This window comes from Citrobacter enshiensis (assembly GCF_029338175.1).
Taxonomy (GTDB): Bacteria; Pseudomonadota; Gammaproteobacteria; order Enterobacterales; family Enterobacteriaceae; genus Citrobacter_D; species Citrobacter_D enshiensis.
Map to the genome: position 1 here is coordinate 1,376,996 of NZ_CP119862.1, position 21,617 is coordinate 1,398,612.

The 21,617-nt window shown below is 56.6% G+C and carries 19 protein-coding genes; 17 read left to right on the forward strand and 2 right to left on the reverse strand.

Annotation, left to right across the window (positions count from 1 at the left end):
• Positions 1-189: 189 nt before the first annotated feature.
• The 3 genes from aegA (at position 190) to P2W74_RS06630 (ending at position 3,980) form a co-directional block, all read left to right on the forward strand.
• Positions 190-2,169 (forward strand): formate-dependent uric acid utilization protein AegA, encoded by a 1,980-nt coding sequence (aegA, locus tag P2W74_RS06620; protein WP_276294394.1) that lies wholly within the window; start codon positions 190-192, stop codon positions 2,167-2,169.
• A 67-nt stretch (positions 2,170-2,236) separates the two neighbouring features.
• Positions 2,237-2,812 (forward strand): GDP-mannose pyrophosphatase NudK, encoded by a 576-nt coding sequence (gene nudK / locus P2W74_RS06625; protein WP_276294395.1) that lies wholly within the window; start codon positions 2,237-2,239, stop codon positions 2,810-2,812.
• 124 nt (positions 2,813-2,936) lie between these two features.
• Positions 2,937-3,980, forward strand: a complete 1,044-nt coding sequence (locus P2W74_RS06630) for a DUF1176 domain-containing protein (protein WP_276294396.1) — start codon at positions 2,937-2,939, stop codon at positions 3,978-3,980.
• 43 nt (positions 3,981-4,023) lie between these two features.
• Here P2W74_RS06630 and tkt read toward each other — a convergent pair whose 3' ends face one another.
• Both tkt and tal read right to left on the reverse strand, forming a co-directional pair.
• A complete protein-coding gene (gene tkt / locus P2W74_RS06635; protein ID WP_276294397.1) occupies positions 4,024-6,018 on the reverse strand; it encodes a transketolase in 1,995 nt (664 codons plus the stop codon).
• A 20-nt stretch (positions 6,019-6,038) separates the two neighbouring features.
• Positions 6,039-6,989 carry a transaldolase gene (gene tal, locus P2W74_RS06640; protein ID WP_276294398.1) on the reverse strand — a complete coding sequence of 317 codons (951 nt, stop codon included), beginning with the start codon at positions 6,987-6,989 and terminating at the stop codon, positions 6,039-6,041.
• Positions 6,990-7,262: 273 nt separating this feature from the next.
• Between tal and maeB the strand changes: the two genes are divergently transcribed.
• The 14 genes from maeB to eutB all read left to right on the forward strand — a co-directional run bounded on the left by maeB (position 7,263) and on the right by eutB (position 21,613).
• Positions 7,263-9,542 (forward strand): NADP-dependent oxaloacetate-decarboxylating malate dehydrogenase, encoded by a 2,280-nt coding sequence (gene maeB / locus P2W74_RS06645; protein WP_276294399.1) that lies wholly within the window; start codon positions 7,263-7,265, stop codon positions 9,540-9,542.
• 159 nt (positions 9,543-9,701) lie between these two features.
• A complete protein-coding gene (gene eutS / locus P2W74_RS06650; protein WP_192613012.1) occupies positions 9,702-10,037 on the forward strand; it encodes an ethanolamine utilization microcompartment protein EutS in 336 nt (111 codons plus the stop codon).
• A gap of 12 nt (positions 10,038-10,049) precedes the next feature.
• Positions 10,050-10,529, forward strand: coding sequence for an ethanolamine utilization acetate kinase EutP (gene eutP, locus P2W74_RS06655; RefSeq protein WP_276294400.1), 480 nt, complete (start codon positions 10,050-10,052; stop codon positions 10,527-10,529).
• Positions 10,507-11,208, forward strand: a complete 702-nt coding sequence (eutQ, locus tag P2W74_RS06660) for an ethanolamine utilization acetate kinase EutQ (RefSeq protein WP_276294401.1) — start codon at positions 10,507-10,509, stop codon at positions 11,206-11,208. Before eutP ends, eutQ begins: the two co-directional genes overlap by 23 nt.
• Before the next feature lie 156 nt (positions 11,209-11,364).
• On the forward strand, positions 11,365-12,174 hold the full coding sequence (eutT, locus tag P2W74_RS06665) for an ethanolamine utilization cob(I)yrinic acid a,c-diamide adenosyltransferase EutT (protein WP_276294402.1): 810 nt from the start codon (positions 11,365-11,367) through the stop codon (positions 12,172-12,174).
• Positions 12,164-13,180 carry a phosphate acetyltransferase gene (pta, locus tag P2W74_RS06670; protein ID WP_203360474.1) on the forward strand — a complete coding sequence of 339 codons (1,017 nt, stop codon included), beginning with the start codon at positions 12,164-12,166 and terminating at the stop codon, positions 13,178-13,180. The genes eutT and pta overlap by 11 nt, the downstream gene beginning before the upstream one ends.
• Positions 13,181-13,216: 36 nt before the next feature.
• Positions 13,217-13,510 (forward strand): ethanolamine utilization microcompartment protein EutM, encoded by a 294-nt coding sequence (gene eutM, locus P2W74_RS06675; protein WP_005121908.1) that lies wholly within the window; start codon positions 13,217-13,219, stop codon positions 13,508-13,510.
• 105 nt (positions 13,511-13,615) lie between these two features.
• The gene (gene eutN, locus P2W74_RS06680; RefSeq protein WP_276294403.1) at positions 13,616-13,903 is read left to right on the forward strand and encodes an ethanolamine utilization microcompartment protein EutN; all 288 of its coding nucleotides are present in this window, start codon (positions 13,616-13,618) and stop codon (positions 13,901-13,903) included.
• An 11-nt stretch (positions 13,904-13,914) separates the two neighbouring features.
• Positions 13,915-15,318 (forward strand): aldehyde dehydrogenase family protein, encoded by a 1,404-nt coding sequence (locus tag P2W74_RS06685; RefSeq protein WP_276294404.1) that lies wholly within the window; start codon positions 13,915-13,917, stop codon positions 15,316-15,318.
• A 155-nt stretch (positions 15,319-15,473) separates the two neighbouring features.
• Complete coding sequence (gene eutJ / locus P2W74_RS06690; protein ID WP_276294405.1) at positions 15,474-16,313, forward strand: ethanolamine utilization protein EutJ; 840 nt, start codon at positions 15,474-15,476, stop codon at positions 16,311-16,313.
• On the forward strand, positions 16,303-17,490 hold the full coding sequence (gene eutG / locus P2W74_RS06695; RefSeq protein ID WP_276294406.1) for an ethanolamine utilization ethanol dehydrogenase EutG: 1,188 nt from the start codon (positions 16,303-16,305) through the stop codon (positions 17,488-17,490). Before eutJ ends, eutG begins: the two co-directional genes overlap by 11 nt.
• 123 nt (positions 17,491-17,613) lie before the next feature.
• A complete protein-coding gene (gene eutH / locus P2W74_RS06700) occupies positions 17,614-18,840 on the forward strand; it encodes an ethanolamine utilization protein EutH (RefSeq protein ID WP_276294407.1) in 1,227 nt (408 codons plus the stop codon).
• The gene (eutA, locus tag P2W74_RS06705) at positions 18,837-20,240 is read left to right on the forward strand and encodes an ethanolamine ammonia-lyase reactivating factor EutA (RefSeq protein WP_276294408.1); all 1,404 of its coding nucleotides are present in this window, start codon (positions 18,837-18,839) and stop codon (positions 20,238-20,240) included. Before eutH ends, eutA begins: the two co-directional genes overlap by 4 nt.
• Before the next feature lie 11 nt (positions 20,241-20,251).
• Positions 20,252-21,613, forward strand: a complete 1,362-nt coding sequence (gene eutB, locus P2W74_RS06710) for an ethanolamine ammonia-lyase subunit alpha (RefSeq protein ID WP_192613003.1) — start codon at positions 20,252-20,254, stop codon at positions 21,611-21,613.
• The last annotated feature ends 4 nt before the right edge of the window (positions 21,614-21,617 follow it).

A 21,617-nucleotide genomic window follows, 5' to 3' on the forward strand; every position in this document is an offset into this window, starting at 1 on the left:
AATGATAGAGAAAGTCCTTAATTAACTAAAACGCAATTTCACCTGCCATGAAATAAATTGATCTGCCACAGGTTCTGGAGAAATAGTTGCCCATCCTGGGCAAATGGACATTGCCGACCTTTGTCGGGTCGGTTAATAACATTGTTCCTATAAAGAATAAGGTTTTTACAACCAAAACAGAAGGTCGCCATGAATCGTTTTATTATGGCTAACAGCCAGCAGTGCCTGGGATGCCATGCCTGTGAGGTCGCCTGCGTGATGGCCCACAATGCAGAGCAACATGTACTGAGCCAACAACATTATCAACCCAGGATTACGGTTATTAAACATCAGCATCAGCGCAGCGCGGTGACCTGCCACCACTGCGAAGATGCACCCTGCGCCCGAAGCTGTCCTAACGGCGCGATAAGCCATGTCAACAGCAGCGTCCAGGTGAACCAGCAGAAATGTATCGGCTGCAAATCCTGCGTGGTCGCCTGTCCGTTTGGCACCATGCAAATTGTGCTAACGCCGGTCGCCCGCGATCAGGTCAAAGCCACGGCGCACAAATGCGATTTGTGTCAGGATCGTGAAGGCGGTCCGGCCTGCGTCGAAAACTGCCCGGCCAATGCGTTGCAACTGGTGACGGAATCGTCCCTCGCCAGCTTGTCTAAAGCGCGCCGTTTGCGTACGGCACGTCAGGAAAGTCAACCCTGGCATGCTGACGCCACCGGGATGACGCCTTACGTCATGAGCAAAGTGGAGCAGATGCACGCGACGCCGCCGCGCGGCGAGCCGGACAAGCTGGTGATTGAGGCGCGAAAAACCACCTTTGAAGAAATTTATCTGCCCTTTCGCACGCTCCAGGCCCAGCGTGAGGCGTCGCGTTGCCTGAAGTGCGGCGAGCACAGTATCTGCGAATGGACCTGCCCATTGCACAACCATATTCCGCAGTGGATTGAACTCGTCAAAGCCGGAGACATCGACGCGGCGGTGGAGCTCTCCCACCAGACGAACTGCCTGCCGGAAATTACCGGGCGCGTGTGCCCCCAGGACAGGCTGTGTGAAGGCGCGTGTACCGTTCGTGACGAGCACGGCGCGATCACTATCGGCAACATTGAGCGCTACATTTCCGACCGGGCGTTGAGTAAAGGCTGGCACCCCGACCTGAGCGATGTCCAGAAGGTCGACAAACGTGTTGCTATCATCGGCGCGGGGCCGGCAGGTTTGGCCTGTGCCGATGTGCTGGCGCGTCATGGCGTGAGTGCGACGGTGTACGATCGCCATCCGGAGATTGGCGGCTTACTGACATTTGGCATCCCGGCCTTCAAGCTGGATAAATCTCTGCTGGCGCGCCGCCGGGAAATCTTCAGCGCAATGGGGATCCATTTTGAGCTGAATTGTGAAGTGGGCAAAGAGGTAACCCTTGAATCGCTGCTGGGCGATTTCGATGCCGTATTCGTGGGCGTGGGAACCTACCGCTCCATGAAAGCCGATCTACCGAACGAAGACGCGCCGGGGGTTTACGACGCGCTGCCGTTCCTGATCGCCAATACGAAAAACGTAATGGGAATTGATGAATCGCCGGATGAACCTTTTATTGATACCGCAGGGCTGAATGTCGTGGTGTTGGGCGGCGGCGACACGGCAATGGATTGTGTGCGTACGGCGCTGCGCCACGGAGCCAGTCAGGTCACCTGTGCTTATCGCCGTGATGAAGCTAACATGCCGGGTTCGAAGAAAGAGGTGAAAAACGCCAGGGAAGAAGGGGCACACTTCGAGTTCAACGTGCAGCCGGTTGATCTGGTGCTCAACGATGAAGGACGCGTGAGCGGCGTACGCTTCCTGCGTACTCAACTGGGCGAACCCGATGCGCAAGGGCGACGCCGTCCGGTGCCTGTCGAAGGCAGCGAGTTTGTCATGCCAGCGGACGCGGTCATTATGGCGTTTGGCTTTCATCCTCACGGCATGCCGTGGCTGGAAGCGCACGGCGTGAAGGTAGACGACTGGGGGCGGATTGCGGCTAACGTCGAAAGCGCTTTCCGTTATCAGACCACCAATCCGAAAATCTTCGCCGGAGGCGATGCGGTACGCGGCGCCGATCTGGTGGTCACGGCGATGGCGGAAGGGCGGCATGCCGCGCAGGGGATGATCGACTGGTTGGGGATAAAATCAGTCAAATCTCACTAGGTCAGGCTGACGACAAATCCGGTTTCACGGCGTAGTATGGTGATTCACTTCTCGCTGTGGAGCCGGTATGTCGCAAAAAATTACCCTCATCAAAGATAAAGTCCTCTCTGATAACTATTTCATCCTGCGCAATATCACCTACGATCTGACTCGCCAAAATGGTGACGTCATCCGCCACAAACGCGAGGTTTACGATCGCGGAAACGGCGCGACGATTCTGCTGTACAACGCGGAGAAAAAAACGGTCGTTCTGATCCGTCAGTTTCGTGTTGCCACCTGGGTTAATGGCAATGAAACGGGTCAATTGATTGAAACCTGTGCCGGATTGCTGGATAACGACGAGCCGGAAATCTGCATCCGTAAAGAAGCCATCGAAGAGACCGGGTACGAAGTCGGGGAAGTGAGGAAATTGTTTGAGCTGTATATGTCGCCGGGCGGGGTGACGGAACTGATCCACTTCTTTATTGCTGAATACAGCGATAGCCAGCGCGCCAATGCCGGTGGTGGCGTTGAAGATGAAGATATCGACGTACTGGAGTTGCCCTTTACCCAGGCGCTGGCGATGATCAAATCTGGCGAAATACGGGACGGTAAGACTGTGTTATTGCTCAATTATTTGCAGTCATCGCATTTAATGGACTGATAAATAAGTGTTATATTTATTTACATTTCTTAACGTAATCCGATAAATCTGATTGAGACTGATGGGAACCCCAACGAAGATACAATCTGTGTAGGTTGTTTGACTTCTGGGGTTTGTACCGTCCATGCGCTATCGCGTTATTTTCATTTTCCTGCTCAGCGTCATCGCGGCCCGACTTACGTGGGCGGCGCCAGCACAACAGACGTTTTCCGACTGGCAGGTGACCTGTAATAATCAAAATTTCTGCGTGGCGCGAAACAGCGGTGAGCATCATGGCCTGGTCATGACCCTGAGTCGCAGCGCCGGGGCGCGTACGGATGCCGTTTTACGCATCGATCTGGGCGGATTGACGCTCCCCGACGCGAAAGAAGCGGATATTGCACCGCGTCTCCTGCTGGAAGGAAAACCGCTGACGCTGGACGCTCAGAACTGGCAGATCTCACCGTGGCATCTGATGACGGGCGATGCGGCGACCATCACATCATTTTTACAGACCATTCAACAAGCCCGGGCGATAACTCTGAGCGGAGGGCCGCAGGTCCTTTCACTGGAGGGATTAAAGTCCGCCTTACTGTTTATTGATTCTCAACAAAAACGGGTTGGCAGTGAAACAGCATGGATTGAAAAAGGCGACGATCCGCCGCTCAGCGTGCCGCCTGCGCCTGCGCTAAAAGGGGTGGCAGTGATTAACCCAACGCCGACCCCTCTGTCTGATGAAGAACGCAACGATCTGCTGGAGTACGCCAACTGGCGAATGAATGGTTTTCGCTGTTCGCTGGACCCGATGCGTCGCGAGGTTCGGGTCACCGCCCTGACTGATGACAAAGCGCTGATGATGATAGGCTGTGAGGCTGGCGCTTATAACACCATAGATCTCGCGTGGATTGTTTCGCGCAAAAAACCGCTGACGTCCCGATCGCTGCGCCTACGCTTACCGTTTAATTCCGGTGCGGAAAGTAACGACATGGAACTGATGAACGCCACGTTTGACGAAAAATCGCGTGAGCTGGTGACGCTGGCAAAAGGGCGGGGGTTAACCGACTGTGGGATTCAGACACGCTGGCGTTTTGACGGCCAGCGTTTCCGTCTGGTTCGGTATGCCCAGGAGCCGAGCTGTGACAACTGGCATGGGCCAGACGCGTGGCCCACTCTGTGGATCACGCGTTGACCGCTATGGTAAGAAGACGCGAAGCGTCGGTTTCTGGTATCGCTTACTGACCCAACACGCGATGCGCCTTCGCCACGATGTTGTCGACCGTGAAACCAAAGTGGGGGAACAGTTTTTCTGCAGGCGCGGATTCCCCGTAACTCGTCATCCCGACAATGGCCCCTTTCAGTCCGACATATTTGTACCAGTAGTCGGCAATTCCCGCCTCGATGGCCACCCGGGCGCTGACTTTCGAGGGCAAAACTGACTCCCGGTACGCTTCATCCTGGGCGTCGAAAATATCCGTTGAAGGGAGGGAAACGACGCGTACATTGCGGCCTTCTCCGGTCAGCTTTTCTGCAGCCTGTAGCGTTATCTCCATTTCGGAGCCGGTCGCTATCAGGATCACATCCGGTTTTCCTCCGCTGTCTTTCAACACATACCCGCCGCGGGCGATGGCTTTTACCTGCTCGGGTGTGCGCTCAATCTGAGCCAGGTTTTGGCGGGAGAGGATCAGCGCCGTCGGTCCATTACGACGCTCAACGGCCAGTTTCCAGCCGACGGCCGCTTCGACCTGATCGCACGGTCGCCAGGTGCTGAAGTTTGGCGTCAGTCGCAGGCTCGCTAACTGTTCAACCGCCTGGTGCGTCGGACCGTCTTCGCCCAGACCGATAGAGTCATGGGTGTAGACCATGATTTGCCGGGCTTTCATTAGCGCCGCCATTCGGGCTGCGTTGCGGGCATATTCAACAAACATCAGGAAGGTGGCGGTGTAGGGTAAGAATCCGCCGTGATGGGCGATGCCGTTGGCAATGGCGGTCATGCCGAATTCACGTACGCCGTAGTGGATATAGTTGCCTGCCAGATCCTCGGTCAGTGAGGTGGAGCCTTTCCAGATGGTCAGGTTGCTGGGGGCGAGATCGGCTGAACCGCCGAGCAGTTCCGGCAGCAGTGGGCCGTAGACATTCAATGTGTTCTGCGAGGCCTTACGGGTGGCGATTTTAGCCGGACTAGACTGGAGTTCGGCGATATATTTTTGGGTGGTCTTTTCCCAGGATTTGGGCAGGTCGCCGTTCATCCTGCGGGTAAACTCTGCCGCCAAATCGGGGTAAGCTTTTGCATAGGCGGCGAACTTCTCTTGCCACGCCTGCTGCGTTTTCCCGCCTTTTTCATGGGCATCCCAGGCATGATAAATCTCTTTGGGGATCTCAAAAGCTGGGTGATGCCAGCCCAGTTTCTGGCGCGATAACGCCACTTCTTCCTGGCCAAGCGGCGCGCCGTGCGCCTCTTCTTTACCGGCTTTATTCGGTGAGCCGAAGCCAATCACCGTCCGGCAAAGAATCAGCGACGGTTTATCTTTCACGCTCTGCGCTTGCAAAATCGCTTTTTTCACCGCTTCCGGATCGTGGCCGTCGATCTCCTCCACCACATGCCAGTGGTACGCTTCAAAGCGTTTTGCCGTGTCATCGGTAAACCACCCTTTGGTTTCACCATCAATGGAGATGCCGTTGTGATCGTAAAAACCGATCAGTTTGCCGAGCCCCAACGTGCCCGCCAGCGAACACGCCTCGTGGGAGATCCCTTCCATCAGGCATCCGTCGCCCATAAACACATAGGTGAAGTGATCGACAATTTCATGATTGGGCTGATTAAACTGCGCCGCCAGCGTACGCTCGGCGATCGCCATCCCGACGGCATTGGCCAGGCCCTGACCCAGCGGACCCGTCGTGGTTTCTACACCTGGCGTATAGCCGATCTCCGGGTGTCCCGGTGTTTTTGAGTGCAGCTGGCGGAAATTCTTTAACTCTTCTAACGGCAGGTCGTACCCGGAAAGATGCAGGAGGCTGTACAGCAGCATGGACGCGTGACCGTTGGACAAAATAAAGCGGTCGCGATCGTGCCAGCCGGGGTCAGCGGGATTGTGGCGGAGAAAATCATTCCACAGCACTTCGGCGATATCGGCCATCCCCATTGGCGCACCGGGATGCCCGGAATTGGCTTTTTGCACGGCATCCATACTCAGCGCACGAACAGCATTGGCAAGATCTTTACGGGTCATAAATCACTCCGTGGCAAGGTTTACAGTTTGGCAGCAAGCAGGTCTTCCAGTTTGCGTTGGTCAACGGCGAACAGACGAATGCCGTCCGATAATTTTTCTACTGCCATCGCGTCCTGATTGTGTTCCCAGCGGAATTCCGCTTCCGTCATTGGCGTTGGGCGGGGGAGCGCCTGGGAGGATGGCACCAGTTTGCGGACCACCGGGTCCTCGTTATCCTGTAGCTCTTTTAGCAGGTTAGGGGCGATAGTCAGACGATCGCAGCCGGTCAGCGCCAGAATTTGTTCAGTGCGACGGAAGCTGGCGCCCATGACGATGGTGTCATAGCGATGCTGCTTGAAGTAGTCGTAGATGTTACGTACTGATTTCACGCCCGGATCTTCATCGACCACGTACGGATCCATTGGGCTGCGCGCCTGATACCAGTCGTAAATACGGCCGACAAAGGGCGAGATCAGAAATACGCCTGCTTCGGCGCAGGCACGTGCCTGAGCAAACGAGAACAGCAGCGTCAGGTTGCAGTTGATCCCCTCTTTTTCAAGCTGCTCGGCGGCACGAATACCTTCCCAGGTTGAGGCCAGCTTGATAAGGATCCGTGACTTTTCGACACCTTGTTGTTGGTAGAGGTCTACCAGATGGCGCGCTTTCTGAATGCTCTTTTCTTTATCGAAAGAGAGCCGCGCATCCACTTCGGTCGACACGCGACCGGGAATGCTGTTCAGAATTTCCGCACCGAAATTCACCGCCAGTTTGTCGCAGGCTTCGGCCACCTGCTCCCGCTGGGTTTTTCCATGGTGTTTGCCCCAGACAACCGCGTCGTCAATCAGATGACCGTACTGGGCTAGCCCGGCGGCCTTCAGCAACAGCGAGGGGTTGGTGGTGGCGTCCTGGGGGTGATAATGGCGAATAGACTCAATATCACCACTGTCGGCAACGACTGTCGTGAATTGTTTGATACCGTCTAACTGGTTCATAGGAAATACTCCTTGAAAAGTAAAGTGTTAGCTGAGTGCTTTGATTCACACTTCTGAGAAATTCATGGGGTATACCACAAAAAAGCATAGCAGACGGGCATGGTATTGCTGGTTTAAGCAGGTAACATGACAGTTATAAATTGATAACAAATTCTTTCTTTGAGTAGTGAGAGTTTGGTGACGTTCAAAGTTTGTGCTGCCCTGTGAGGCGATAATGTGCGGCTCAATTGAACCGCGCCACTTTTTTGATCGATACGTGAAAGGAACAACAAGATGGATGACCAGTTAAGACAAAGCGCCCTCGATTTCCACGAATTTCCTGTGCCGGGTAAAATCCAGGTTTCTCCAACCAAGCCTCTTGCCACCCAGCGCGATCTTGCACTGGCCTATTCGCCAGGTGTAGCGGCCCCTTGTCTTGAAATTGCAAAAGACCCGCTGGCGGCCTACAAATATACCGCGCGCGGCAACCTGGTTGCGGTGATCTCCAACGGCACGGCGGTACTTGGGCTGGGCAATATCGGCGCCCTGGCAGGTAAACCGGTGATGGAAGGCAAAGGCGTTCTGTTTAAAAAGTTTGCCGGTATTGATGTCTTCGACATTGAAGTGGATGAGCTCGACCCGGATAAATTTATCAATGTCGTTGCGGCGCTTGAGCCAACGTTTGGCGGCATTAACCTTGAAGACATCAAAGCGCCCGAATGTTTCTACATTGAGCAAAAACTGCGCGAGCGCATGAATATCCCGGTATTCCACGACGATCAGCACGGCACCGCGATCATCAGCACCGCAGCCATTCTAAATGGCCTGCGCGTGGTGGAGAAAAACATCTCTGACGTGCGCATGGTGGTCTCCGGTGCAGGGGCGGCGGCGATTGCCTGTATGAACCTGCTGGTGGCGCTCGGGATGCAGAAGCACAACATTGTCGTCTGCGACTCGAAAGGCGTTATCTACAAAGACCGCGAACCGAACATGGCGGAAACCAAAGCGGCTTACGCGGTGGAGGACGACGGCAAACGTACGCTGGATGATGTAATTGACGGGGCGGACATTTTCCTCGGCTGTTCAGGGCCAAAAGTCCTCACGCCTGAGATGGTGAAAAAAATGGCCCGCGCGCCGATGATTCTGGCGCTGGCCAACCCGGAACCTGAAATCCTGCCGCCGCTGGCGAAAGAGGTTCGTTCGGACGCCATTATCTGTACCGGTCGTTCTGACTATCCAAACCAGGTTAACAACGTTCTGTGCTTCCCGTTCATCTTCCGTGGCGCACTGGATGTGGGCGCCACGGCGATTAACGAAGAGATGAAACTGGCGGCGGTGCATGCCATTGCTGAACTGGCGCATGCAGAGCAAAGCGAAGTCGTGGCTTCCGCCTATGGCGATCAGGATCTGAGCTTCGGCCCGGACTACATTATTCCAAAACCGTTCGATCCGCGTCTGATCGTCAAGATCGCGCCTGCGGTGGCGAAAGCGGCGATGGATTCCGGCGTGGCAACGCGTCCAATTGCTGATTTTGATGCTTACATCGATAAACTGACCGAGTTTGTTTATAAAACCAACCTGTTCATGAAGCCTATCTTCTCTCTGGCCCGCAAAGCGCCAAAACGCGTGGTGCTGACGGAAGGGGAAGAGGCGCGAGTCCTGCATGCCACGCAGGAGTTGATCACCCTGGGGCTGGCGAAACCGATCCTTGTCGGCCGTCCGAGCGTGATCGAAATGCGCATTCAAAAACTGGGGTTGCAGATCAAGTCCGGCGTCGACTTTGAGATCGTCAACAATGAATCCGATCCGCGTTTTAAAGAGTACTGGAGCGAGTACTACCAGATCATGAAGCGCCGGGGGATCACCCAGGAGCAGGCGCAGCGTGCGGTGATCAGTAATACGACGGTGATTGGCGCAATCATGGTTCAGCGTGGTGAAGCGGATGCGATGATCTGCGGGACGATCGGCGACTATCACGAACACTTCAGCGTGGTGAAGGATATCTTCGGTTATCGCGAAGGCGTACACACGGCAGGCGCGATGAACGCTTTGCTGTTGCCAAGCGGTAACACCTTCATTGCAGACACCTATGTCAACGATGATCCTGGTCCGGAAGAGTTGGCTGAAATTGCCCTGATGGCGGCGGAAACCGTTCGTCGTTTTGGCATCGAACCGAAAGTGGCGCTGCTGTCACACTCCAACTTTGGCTCCTCTAACTGTCCATCCGCTGGCAAAATGCGCACCACGCTGGAACTGATCAAAGCGCGGGCACCTGATCTGATGATCGACGGCGAAATGCACGGGGACGCCGCGTTGGTGGAGAGTATCCGTAATGACCGGATGCCGGACAGCCCGCTGAAAGGGTCGGCCAATATTCTGGTGATGCCGAACATGGAAGCCGCCCGCATTAGTTACAACTTACTGCGCGTCTCCAGCTCCGAAGGCGTCACGGTGGGACCTGTGTTGATGGGCGTCTCTAAACCGGTTCACGTATTAACGCCGATCGCCTCTGTTCGCCGTATCGTGAATATGGTGGCGCTGGCCGTGGTGGAAGCGCAAACACAGCCGCTGTAATTTCACTTTAATTAATTCAGGCGCGGGTTTCTCCCGCGCTTTTTTATTTCCCCATTCTTAGTGATCCATCTCACCTTTTAAACCAGCTTGCCGAATTTTGTTATTTACTCTGACGAAAAATTGCCACGATGAGGAAAGTTTCAGCACAGGCGGTGAGCAATGGATAAAGAACGCATCATTCAGGAATTTGTGCCGGGTAAACAGGTCACGCTGGCGCATCTCATTGCGCATCCTGGTGACGAGCTGGCGAAAAAGATCGGCGTTCCCGAAGCCGGAGCCATCGGCATTATGACGCTGACTCCAGGAGAAACCGCGATGATCGCCGGTGACTTAGCGATGAAAGCGGCTGATGTACATATCGGTTTTCTCGACAGATTCAGCGGGGCGCTGGTGATTTATGGTTCTGTCGGCGCGGTAGAAGAGGCGTTATTACAGACGGTCAGCGGCCTGGGACGCCTATTAAATTTCACCTTGTGCGATCTGACAAAAAGCTAATGAGAGGCGGCCATGAAACGAATTGCGTTTGTCGGCACCGTCGGTGCGGGAAAAACAACGCTTTTTAACGCATTACAGGGAAATTATTCCCTCGCCAGAAAAACGCAGGCTGTGGAATTTAATGAAAACGGCGATATCGATACCCCTGGGGAATATTTTAGCCATCCTCGCTGGTATCACGCCTTAATTACCACGCTGCAGGATGTCGATACGCTGATTTATGTTCATGCAGCCAATGACAAAGAAAGTCGCTTACCTGCCGGACTGTTGGATATTGGCGCCAGTAAACGACACATCGCCGTGATCAGCAAAACAGACGTACCGGATGCCGACGTCGCTGCAACGCGACAATTACTGCGCGGATTAGGGTTCCAGGACCCCGTTTTCGAACTCAATACGCATGATCCGGACAGCGTGCAGCATCTGGTGGATTATCTGGCAGCACTTACCGAACAGGAGGAAGGGGCAGGTGAAAAAACTTATCACAGCTAATGACATTCGTGCGGCTCACGCACGGGGCGAGCAGGCATTGTCGGTTGTTCTGCGCGCCAGCATCATCACCCCGGAGGCCCGCGAAGTTGCGGATCTACTGGGCGTCACGATTACCGAATGCGACGAATCTACCCCGGTAGCCGCCGCGACATCCGCTCCGGTGGATGACGGCAAAACGGACAGCCAGCGTATTCGTGAAACCATCATCGCCCAGTTGCCGGAAGGGCAGTTCACCGAAAGCCTCGTCGCGCAGCTGATGGACAAAGTGATGAAGGAAAAACAGTCGCTGGAACAAGGCGGTATGCAGCCGAGTTTTACCTCGGTCACCGGCAAAGGCGGCGTGAAAGTGATTGACGGCAGCAGCGTGAAGTTTGGCCGCTTTGACGGTGCTGAACCGCACTGCGTCGGCTTAACGGATTTAGTGACGGACAAAGACGGTAGCAGCATGGCCGCTGGCTTTATGCAGTGGGAAAACGCCTTCTTCCCGTGGACGCTGAATTACGACGAAATCGACATGATTCTGGAAGGGGAACTCCACGTTCGTCACCAGGGCGAAACCATGATTGCCAAAGCCGGGGATGTGATGTTCATCCCGAAAGGCTCCAGCATTGAATTTGGTACGCCATCGACCGTGAAATTTCTGTATGTGGCCTGGCCTGCGAATTGGCAGTCCTGCTAACCGCCTGACCCAGCAGGCTATTTTATTTGCCATTTTGGCTCTGGGCAGTGCTCACAATCCTCACGTACTCCGCGTACGCTCCGGTTGTTCCGCGCTGTCCATGTCCAAACTGGCGGCAACAATCACGCCTGTTGGGACAGGCTTTGGGGCGGATGTATGAAGGATTTCATTACTGAAGCATGGCTGAGAGCGAATCACACGCTCAGCGAAGGAGCTGAAATTCACCTCCCCGTTGATGCTCGCCTGACGCCATCTGCCAGGGAACTGCTGGAAAGCCGTCACCTGCGCATTAAGTTTCTGGATGAACAAGGAAGTCTGTTTGTCGATGACGAGGAGCAGCAACCGCAGCCGGTACACGGTTTGACCAGCAGCGACTCGCACCCGCAGGCGAGTTGTGAGTTGTGCCGTCAGGAAGTGACGAAAAAGCCCGACACGTTGACCCATCTGACGGCGGACAAAATGGTCGCCAAAAGCGACCCACGGCTGGGGTTTCGCGCCGCGCTGGACAGCACCATTGCCCTGACGGTGTGGTTACAAATTGAGTTGCCGGAACTGTGGCAACCCTGGCTTGCGGACATTCGCTCGCGTCTGGGCAACATCATGCGGGCCGATGCGATGGATGAACCGCTGGCGGCGCAGTCCATCGTGGGGCTCAACGAGGAACAACTGCACCGGCTTTCTCATCAGCCGCTGCGCTACCTTGACCACGATCACCTGGTGCCGGAAGCCAGCCACGGTCGCGATGCCGCATTACTGAATCTGCTGCGTACCAAAGTGCGTGAAACGGAAGTGGTGGCGGCCCAGGTCTTTATTACCCGCGGTTTCGACGTACTGCGACCGGATATCCTGCAGGCGCTGAACCGTCTCTCGAGTACGGTTTACGTGATGATGATCCTGAGCGTAGCGAAGCATCCGCAGACGGTCAGCCAAATTCAACAACGACTGGGAGGTGGCAATGATCATTGAACGTTGCCGTGAGTTGGCAAAAAACTCGCCTGCCCGGGTGGTCTTCCCGGACGCGCTGGACGTACGCGTGCTGAAGGCGGCGCATTACCTGCAACAGCAGGGTCTGGCGCAGCCGATTCTCGTGGCCAGCCCGTTTGAGATGCGCCAGTTTTCCCTGACGCACCGTATCGCCATGGACGGTCTTCGCGTAATTGATCCACAAAGCAATCTGCAGATGCGTGAAGAATTTGCGCAGCGTTGGCTGGCTCGAGCCGGTGAGAAAACGCCGCCGGATGCGCTGGAGAAACTCAACGATCCGCTGATGTTCGCCGCCGCCATGGTCAGCGCAGGCAAGGCGGATGTCTGTATCGCAGGCAACCTGTCGTCAACGGCGAACGTACTGCGTGCCGGGCTGCGCCTCATTGGTTTACAGCCGGGCTGTAAAACGCTGTCGTCCATTTTTCTGATGCTGCCGCAGTACACCGGACAGCCATTAGGGTTTGCCGATTGCAGCGTGGTGCCGCAGCCAACGGCGGCGCAGCTGGCGGACATCGCCATTGCCAGCGCCGACACCTGGCAGACGATTACCGGCGTTGAGCCGCGCGTGGCGATGCTGTCATTTTCCAGCAACGGCAGCGCCCGTCACCCCAACGTCGCCAACGTGCAGCAGGCGACGGATATCGTGCGTGAACGTGCGCCGCAGCTGGTGGTGGATGGCGAATTGCAGTTTGACGCCGCGTTTGTGCCGGATGTCGCGGCGCAAAAAGCGCCAGCCAGCCCGTTACAGGGGAAAGCCAATGTGATGGTCTTCCCGTCGCTGGAAGCGGGCAACATCGGTTACAAAATCGCACAGCGTTTGGGCGGTTATCGCGCCGTCGGGCCATTGATTCAAGGGCTTGCCGCGCCGCTGCACGATCTTTCCCGAGGCTGTAGCGTGCAAGAAATTATCGAACTGGCGTTGGTGGCAGCTGTGCCGCGCCAGACTGACGTGAGCCGTGAAAACGCCTCGCACACACTGGTTGTATAAGGTCCCGTTCTGGACCCTTTAAACGAGGAAAACACAATGGAAGCATTAGGAATGATCGAAACCCGGGGCCTGGTTGCACTGATTGAGGCTTCTGACGCAATGGTTAAAGCGGCACGCGTGAAGCTGGTTGGCGTGAAGCAGATCGGTGGCGGCCTGTGTACTGCCATGGTTCGTGGCGATGTGGCAGCCTGCAAAGCGGCGACCGATGCCGGTGCTGCCGCAGCGCAACGTATTGGTGAGCTGGTTTCTGTGCATGTTATTCCGCGTCCGCATGGCGATCTGGAAGAAGTGTTCCCGATCAGCTTCAAAGGCGACAGCAACGACATGTAATCACCCCATGTGACGTCACAGGCTGGCGTCACTCTCTCTCCTTTTCGCATTGTTCTCTTTGGAGAGCAGGGGGAGGTTTTACCTGAAAATGCCACGGAGGCGGGTATGAAACTGGCAGTCGTCACAGGACAAATCGTTTGTACCGTACGCCATCAGGGTCTGGCGCATGACAAATTGTTGATGGTGGAAATGATTGATTCCCAGGGAAATCCCGACGGACAGTGTGCCGTTGCTATCGACAGCATCGGGGCGGGAAACGGGGAGTGGGTGTTGCTGGTCAGCGGCAGTTCTGCTCGCCAGGCTCATCGTAGCGAAGCGTCGCCTGTCGACCTGTGCGTGATTGGCATCGTCGATGAAGTGGTGGCCGGTGGTCAGGTGATCTTCCATAAATAAGGCAGAAAATCATGAATCAACAGGATATTGAACAGGTCGTCAAAGCGGTGTTGCTGAAAATGAAAGACAGCAGCCAGCCTGACCAGGCTGTTCATGAAATGGGCGTCTTTGCCTCCCTGGATGACGCGGTTGCCGCCGCAAAAGTGGCTCAGCAGGGGCTTAAAAGCGTCGCGATGCGCCAGCTGGCGATTCACGCTATTCGTGAAGCGGGCGAAAAACACGCCAGAGAATTAGCGGAACTTGCGGTTTCTGAAACCGGCATGGGACGCGTAGAAGATAAATTTGCCAAAAACGTGGCGCAGGCCCGCGGCACGCCGGGTGTGGAATGTCTGTCACCCCAGGTGCTGACCGGCGATAACGGCCTGACCTTAATTGAAAACGCGCCGTGGGGCGTGGTGGCATCCGTCACCCCGTCAACCAACCCGGCGGCGACGGTAATTAATAACGCCATCAGCCTGATTGCCGCGGGTAACAGCGTGGTGTTCGCGCCCCACCCGGCGGCGAAAGGCGTTTCGCAGCGCGCCATCACCTTGCTCAACCAGGCGGTTGTCGCGGCAGGCGGCCCGGAAAACCTGCTGGTCACCGTCGCAAACCCCGATATCGAAACGGCTCAGCGCCTGTTTAAGTACCCGGGCATTGGCCTGCTGGTCGTCACTGGCGGCGAAGCAGTGGTGGACGCCGCACGTAAACACACCAATAAACGTCTGATTGCTGCAGGCGCGGGGAACCCGCCGGTGGTGGTGGATGAGACCGCAGACCTGGCGCGTGCCGCGCAGTCCATCGTCAAAGGCGCGTCCTTCGACAACAACATCATTTGTGCCGATGAGAAGGTGTTGATTGTTGTCGATAGCGTCGCCGATGAGCTGATGCGTCTGATGGAAAGCGAGCAGGCGGTGAAACTGACCACGGCTCAGGCCGAACAGCTTCAGCCGGTGCTGCTGAAAAATGTTGATGAGAACGGCAAAGGCACGGTTAGCCGTGACTGGGTAGGACGCGACGCAGGGAAAATTGCCGCTGCGATTGGTCTGAATGTGCCAGAGCAAACGCGCCTGTTATTCGTCGAAACGCCCGCCAACCACCCGTTCGCCGTTACCGAACTGATGATGCCGGTATTGCCGGTAGTACGGGTGGCGAACGTCGACGAAGCGATTGCGCTGGCGGTCACGCTTGAAGGGGGTTGTCACCATACGGCGGCGATGCACTCGCGCAATATCGACAACATGAACCGGATGGCGAATGCCATTGATACCAGCATTTTCGTCAAGAACGGACCGTGCATTGCCGGACTGGGGCTGGGCGGTGAAGGCTGGACCACCATGACCATTACCACGCCAACCGGGGAAGGGGTGACCAGCGCGCGTACCTTTGTGCGTCTGCGTCGCTGTGTTTTGGTGGATGCGTTCCGCATCGTTTAGTGCCTGCCCATCAGGCTATTTTATTTGGCATTTTGGCCCTGGGCAGTGCTCAGAATCCTCACGTACTGCGTGTACGCTCCGGTTCTTGCGCGCTGTCCGTGTCCAAACTGCCTGCAACAATAACGCCTGATGGGACAGGCACCAGGAGAAAAGAGATGGCGCACGACGAACAACAGTGGCTTACCCCACGTTTGCAAAAAGCCGCAGCGCTGTGCAATCAGACGCCGGCAAAGAGCGATTCAGCGCTGTGGCTGGGCGTTGATTTGGGCACCTGCGATGTGGTGTCGATGGTTGTCGACAGCGACGGAATTCCGGTGGCGGTCTGCCTCGATTGGGCCGACGTGGTGCGTGACGGCATCGTCTGGGATTTCTTCGGCGCGGTGACCATTGTTCGTCGCCATCTCGATTCCCTTGAACAACAACTCGGCTGTCGGTTTACCCATGCGGCAACCTCGTTTCCGCCGGGCACCGACCCACGCATCTCGATTAACGTGCTGGAGTCGGCAGGTCTGGAAGTGAGCCACGTGCTGGACGAACCGACTGCCGTGGCAGATCTGCTGCAACTGGATAACGCCGGGGTGGTGGATATCGGCGGTGGCACCACCGGGATCGCCATCGTCAAGCGGGGTTTGGTGACTTACTCCGCCGATGAGGCGACAGGAGGACACCACATTTCCCTGACCCTTGCCGGAAACCGCCGCATTCAACTGGAAGACGCAGAGCAGTACAAGCGCAGCAACGGGGCAGAAATTTGGCCCGTTGTGAAGCCGGTCTACGAAAAGATGGCGGAGATTGTCGCCCATCATATCGAAGGACACGGGATCGCTGATTTATGGCTGGCGGGCGGTTCGTGCATGCAGCCGGGCGTCCATGAGTTATTTCGCAAGCGCTTTCCAGAGTTAGCGGTGCATTTACCACCGCACAGTTTGTTTATGACGCCGCTGGCGATAGCGAACAGCGGGAAAGAGAAAGCGGAGGGGATCCATGCAAGCTGAATTGCAGACGGCGCTCTTTCAGGCCTTTGACACACTGAATCTGCAACGGGTTAAAACGTTCAGCGTTCCACCGGTCACGTTGTGTGGTTTGGGCGCGCTCAGTGCCTGCGGGCAGGAAGCGCAAACGCGCGGGCTGACGCATCTGTTTGTGATGGTCGACAGTTTCCTTCACCAGGCCGGAATGACAGCCGGGCTGACGCGCAGTCTGGCGATGAAGGGGGTGGCGATCACGCTCTGGCCTTGCCCGGTGGGTGAGCCGTGTATCACGGATGTTTGCGCGGCAGTGGCGCAACTGCGTGAGTCGAAGTGCGATGGCGTGGTGGCGTTTGGCGGCGGTTCGGTGCTGGATGCGGCAAAAGCGGTCGCCCTGCTGGTCACGAACCCGACACAACCGCTGGCAGATATGACAGCGCAAAGCGCATTGCGTCCGCGGTTGCCGCTGATTGCGGTGCCGACGACGGCAGGAACCGGGTCGGAAACGACGAACGTGACGGTCATTATTGATGCGGTCACCGGACGTAAACAGGTGCTGGCGCATGCGGCGCTGATGCCGGATGTAGCGATTCTGGATGCCGCGCTGACGGAAGGGATCCCGTCGCACGTGACCGCGATGACCGGGGTCGATGCGTTGACCCACGCGGTTGAGGCATACAGCGCGCTGAACGCCACGCCGTTTACCGACAGTCTGGCGATTGGCGCGATTGCGATGATCGGCAAATCACTGCCGAAAGCGGTGGGCAATGGTCACGATCTTGCCGCGCGAGAGAGCATGCTGCTCGCCTCCTGTATGGCTGGAATGGCGTTTTCCAGCGCGGGGCTGGGGTTGTGTCATGCGATGGCGCATCAGCCAGGCGCTGCGCTGCACATCCCGCATGGACAAGCGAACGCCATGCTGTTGCCAACGGTGATGGGATTTAACCGCATGGTGTGCCGTGAGCGCTTCAGCCACATCGGGCGGGCATTAACCAATAAGAAATCAGACGATCGCGATGCGATCAATGCGGTGAGTGAACTGATTGCCGAGGTTGGCCAGACCAAACGGCTTGCCGACGTCGGCGCGCAGCCTTCGCAATACAGCGCATGGGCGCAGGCCGCGCTGGACGATATTTGTATCAGCAGCAACCCACGAACCGCCACGCAGAGAGAAATTATCGATTTGTACGCGGCGGCACAATAAAAGCATACCAGGACGTAGGCCGGATAAGGCGTTCGCGCCGCCATCCGGCAAAACGCGGCATCATTGCCTGATGGCGCTGCGCTTATCAGGCCTACGAAAACCCTGGCAAATGGAGACAAGGCTATGGGAATTAACGAAATCATCATGTACATCATGATGTTCTTTATGCTGATTGCCGCCGTGGACAGGATCCTGTCGCAGTTTGGCGGCTCTGAACGCTTCCTCGGTAAGTTCGGTAAGAGTATCGAGGGTTCCGGCGGTCAGTTTGAAGAAGGGTTTATGGCAATGGGCGCGCTGGGTCTGGCGATGGTCGGTATGACCGCGCTGGCACCGGTGATGGCGCATGTGCTGGGACCTGTGATTATTCCGTTGTACGAGATGCTGGGTGCTAACCCATCGATGTTCGCCGGTACGCTGTTGGCCTGCGATATGGGCGGCTTCTTCCTCGCCAAAGAGCTGGCGGGCGGCGATGTGGCGGCGTGGCTATACTCAGGTTTAATTCTCGGCGCGATGATGGGGCCGACGCTGGTTTTCTCTATCCCGGTGGCGCTCGGCATCATCGAACCGTCTGACCGTCGTTACCTGGCACTCGGCGTGCTGGCCGGTATTGTCACCATCCCTGTCGGCTGTATCGCCGGAGGGTTGATTGCCATGTACTCCGGCGTTGAGGTCAACGGCCAGCCGGTAGAGTTCACCTTCGCGCTGATCCTGATGAACATGATCCCGGTATTGATTGTGGCGGTGCTGGTGGCGCTGGGGCTGAAATTTATCCCGGAAAAAATGATCAACGGTTTCCAGATCTTCGCCAAATTCCTCGTGGCGCTGATAACGATCGGTCTGGCGGCGGCGGTGGTGAAGTTCCTGCTGGGCTGGGAGCTGATCCCGGGTCTTGATCCTATCTTTATGGCCCCTGGCGACAAACCTGGCGAAGTGATGCGCGCCATTGAAGTCATCGGTTCCATCTCCTGTGTGCTGCTCGGTGCTTATCCGATGGTGCTGCTGCTGACCCGCTGGTTTGAAAAACCGCTGATGAGCGTTGGCAATCTGCTGAAAATCAACAACATTGCTGCGGCAGGTATGGTGGCGACGCTGGCGAACAACATTCCAATGTTCGGCATGATGAAGCAGATGGATACCCGCGGCAAAGTGATTAACTGCGCGTTTGCGGTCTCCGCCGCGTTCGCGCTTGGCGACCACTTAGGCTTCGCGGCCGCAAATATGAACGCCATGATCTTCCCGATGATTGTCGGCAAGCTGATTGGCGGTGTGACGGCGATTGGCGTAGCGATGCTGCTGGTGCCAAAAGATGACCCGGCAGCGGTTAAAACCGAAGCGGAGGCGCAATCGTGAAGACTCGCCAGCTACTGAGCGTCGGTATCGATATCGGCACCACCACCACTCAGGTGATCTTCTCGCGCCTTGAGCTGGTTAACCGTGCGGCAGTGTCGCAGGTGCCGCGTTACGAATTCATCAAACGCGAAATTAGCTGGCAAAGCCCGGTCTTCTTTACTCCCGTCGATAAACAGGGCGGATTGCAAGAAGCCGAACTGAAGGCGCTGATTCTGGCCCAGTACCAGGCCGCAGGCATTGCCCCAGAGTCTGTGGATTCCGGGGCTGTCATCATCACCGGCGAGAGCGCGAAAACCCGTAACGCCCGTCCGGCGGTGATGACCCTTTCCCAGTCTCTCGGCGACTTTGTCGTCGCCAGCGCCGGACCTCATCTGGAATCGGTGATTGCCGGTCACGGGGCAGGGGCGCAAACCCTGTCGGAACAGCGTCTGTGTCGCGTGTTGAACATCGATATCGGTGGCGGTACGTCGAACTACGCGCTGTTCGACGCCGGGAAAGTAAGCGCAACGGCCTGTCTGAACGTGGGCGGCAGACTGCTGGAAACCAACGGTCAGGGACGAGTTGCCTGGGCGCATCAGCCGGGGCAACAGATTGTTGATGCGGTTTTCGGCGCGGGGACCGATGCCCGCGCGCTGACGGTCACACAACTGGGTCAGGTGGCGCGGCGGATGGCCGATCTTATCGTCGAGGTTATCGACGGTTCACTCTCGCCGCTGGCGCAGGCGCTGATGCAAACAGGGTTGCTGCCCGCAGACATGCAGCCTGACGTCATCACGCTTTCCGGCGGTGTGGGGGAGTGCTATCGCAACCAACCTGCCGATTCATTCTGTTTTTCTGATATTGGACCGCTACTGGCACTGGCGCTGCATGAACATCCGCGCCTGCGTGAGATGAACGTGCAGTTCCCGGCGCAAACCGTGCGCGCCACGGTGATTGGTGCCGGGGCCCACACGCTGTCGCTCTCGGGCAGCACGATATGGCTGGAGGGTGTTGCGCTTCCGCTGCGCAATCTGCCGGTGGCCATTCCCGTCGATGAATCCAGTCTGGTCAACGCCTGGCATCAGGCGCTGATTCAGCTCGATCTCTGCCCACAAACTGACGCGTATGTACTGGCGCTTCCCGCCTCGTTGCCGGTGCGTTACGCCGCATTACTCACGGTCATCGACGCGCTGTTAGCGTTCGTCGCGCGTTTTCCGAATCCGCATCCCCTGCTGGTGGTGGCCGAGCAGGACTTTGGTAAAGCCCTGGGCATGCTGTTACGCCCACAGTTACAGCAACACCCGCTGGCGGTCATTGACGAAGTGATCGTTCGGGCGGGGGACTATATCGACATTGGTACGCCTCTTTTTGGCGGATCGGTTGTGCCGGTGACGGTGAAATCACTCGCATTTCCTTCCTGAGGGAACGACTTATGAAACTAAAGACCACATTGTTCGGCAATGTTTATCAGTTTAAGGATGTAAAAGAGGTGCTGGCAAAAGCCAACGAACTGCGTTCGGGGGATGTGCTGGCAGGGGTTGCCGCAGAAAGCTCGCAAGAGCGTGTTGCTGCGAAACAGGTGTTGTCGGAAATGACGGTAGCGGATGTCCGCAACAACCCGGTGATTTCCTATGAGGAGGATTGCGTTACGCGTCTGATTCAGGATGACGTCAACGAAACGGCCTATAACCGCATTAAAAACTGGAGCATCAGCGAGCTGCGCGAATACGTGCTGAGCGATGAAACCTCCGTTGATGACATTGCCTTTACGCGTAAAGGTTTGACTTCGGAAGTGGTGGCGGCGGTCGCCAAAATCTGCTCGAACGCTGACCTGATCTACGGCGGCAAGAAGATGCCGGTGATCAAAAAGGCCAACACGACCATTGGTCTGCCGGGCACCTTCAGCTGTCGTTTACAGCCGAACGATACCCGTGATGATGTGCAGAGTATTGCTGCACAAATCTATGAAGGACTCTCTTTCGGCGCGGGCGATGCGGTGATCGGCGTTAACCCGGTAACGGACGACGTGGATAACTTAAGCCGCGTGCTGGACACCGTTTATGGGGTGATCGACAAGTTCAACATTCCAACCCAGGGCTGTGTGCTGGCGCACGTCACCACCCAGATTGAAGCCATTCGTCGCGGTGCGCCGGGCGGACTGATTTTCCAGAGTATTTGCGGCAGCGAAAAAGGGCTGAAAGAGTTTGGCGTAGAGCTGGCGATGCTGGATGAAGCGCGAGCCGTCGGTGCTGAGTTCAACCGTATTGCCGGGGAAAACTGCCTGTACTTTGAAACCGGGCAGGGTTCTGCGCTGTCAGCGGGCGCGAACTTCGGCGCGGATCAGGTGACGATGGAAGCGCGTAACTACGGTCTGGCGCGCCATTACGATCCGTTCCTCGTGAACACCGTGGTGGGCTTTATCGGGCCGGAGTATCTCTACAATGACCGCCAGATTATCCGCGCCGGTCTGGAAGATCACTTTATGGGCAAGCTGAGCGGCATCTCGATGGGCTGTGACTGCTGCTACACCAACCATGCCGATGCCGACCAGAACCTCAACGAAAACCTGATGATTCTGCTCGCTACAGCGGGCTGCAACTACATCATGGGCATGCCGCTCGGTGACGACATCATGCTCAACTATCAGACCACCGCGTTCCACGATACCGCGACCGTGCGCCAGTTGCTGAATCTGCGCCCGTCGCCGGAGTTTGAACGCTGGCTGGAAACCATGGGCATTATGGCAAACGGTCGCCTGACCAAACGGGCGGGCGATCCGTCACTGTTCTTCTGATGAC

What these genes read in the sequence shown, in the direction of transcription:
- maeB (WP_276294399.1), top strand. Translation starts at nt 7,263, where the DNA reads ATGGATGACCAGTTAAGACAAAGCGCCCTCGATTTCCACGAATTTCCT.
- eutB (WP_192613003.1), top strand. Translation starts at nt 20,252, where the DNA reads ATGAAACTAAAGACCACATTGTTCGGCAATGTTTATCAGTTTAAGGAT.
- eutS (WP_192613012.1), top strand. Translation starts at nt 9,702, where the DNA reads ATGGATAAAGAACGCATCATTCAGGAATTTGTGCCGGGTAAACAGGTC.
- eutG (WP_276294406.1), top strand. Translation starts at nt 16,303, where the DNA reads ATGCAAGCTGAATTGCAGACGGCGCTCTTTCAGGCCTTTGACACACTG.
- eutJ (WP_276294405.1), top strand. Translation starts at nt 15,474, where the DNA reads ATGGCGCACGACGAACAACAGTGGCTTACCCCACGTTTGCAAAAAGCC.
- eutN (WP_276294403.1), top strand. Translation starts at nt 13,616, where the DNA reads ATGAAACTGGCAGTCGTCACAGGACAAATCGTTTGTACCGTACGCCAT.
- eutP (WP_276294400.1), top strand. Translation starts at nt 10,050, where the DNA reads ATGAAACGAATTGCGTTTGTCGGCACCGTCGGTGCGGGAAAAACAACG.
- tkt (WP_276294397.1), bottom strand. Translation starts at nt 6,018, where the DNA reads ATGACCCGTAAAGATCTTGCCAATGCTGTTCGTGCGCTGAGTATGGAT.
- P2W74_RS06630 (WP_276294396.1), top strand. Translation starts at nt 2,937, where the DNA reads ATGCGCTATCGCGTTATTTTCATTTTCCTGCTCAGCGTCATCGCGGCC.
- eutH (WP_276294407.1), top strand. Translation starts at nt 17,614, where the DNA reads ATGGGAATTAACGAAATCATCATGTACATCATGATGTTCTTTATGCTG.
- pta (WP_203360474.1), top strand. Translation starts at nt 12,164, where the DNA reads ATGATCATTGAACGTTGCCGTGAGTTGGCAAAAAACTCGCCTGCCCGG.
- tal (WP_276294398.1), bottom strand. Translation starts at nt 6,989, where the DNA reads ATGAACCAGTTAGACGGTATCAAACAATTCACGACAGTCGTTGCCGAC.
- eutT (WP_276294402.1), top strand. Translation starts at nt 11,365, where the DNA reads ATGAAGGATTTCATTACTGAAGCATGGCTGAGAGCGAATCACACGCTC.
- nudK (WP_276294395.1), top strand. Translation starts at nt 2,237, where the DNA reads ATGTCGCAAAAAATTACCCTCATCAAAGATAAAGTCCTCTCTGATAAC.
- eutM (WP_005121908.1), top strand. Translation starts at nt 13,217, where the DNA reads ATGGAAGCATTAGGAATGATCGAAACCCGGGGCCTGGTTGCACTGATT.
- aegA (WP_276294394.1), top strand. Translation starts at nt 190, where the DNA reads ATGAATCGTTTTATTATGGCTAACAGCCAGCAGTGCCTGGGATGCCAT.
- P2W74_RS06685 (WP_276294404.1), top strand. Translation starts at nt 13,915, where the DNA reads ATGAATCAACAGGATATTGAACAGGTCGTCAAAGCGGTGTTGCTGAAA.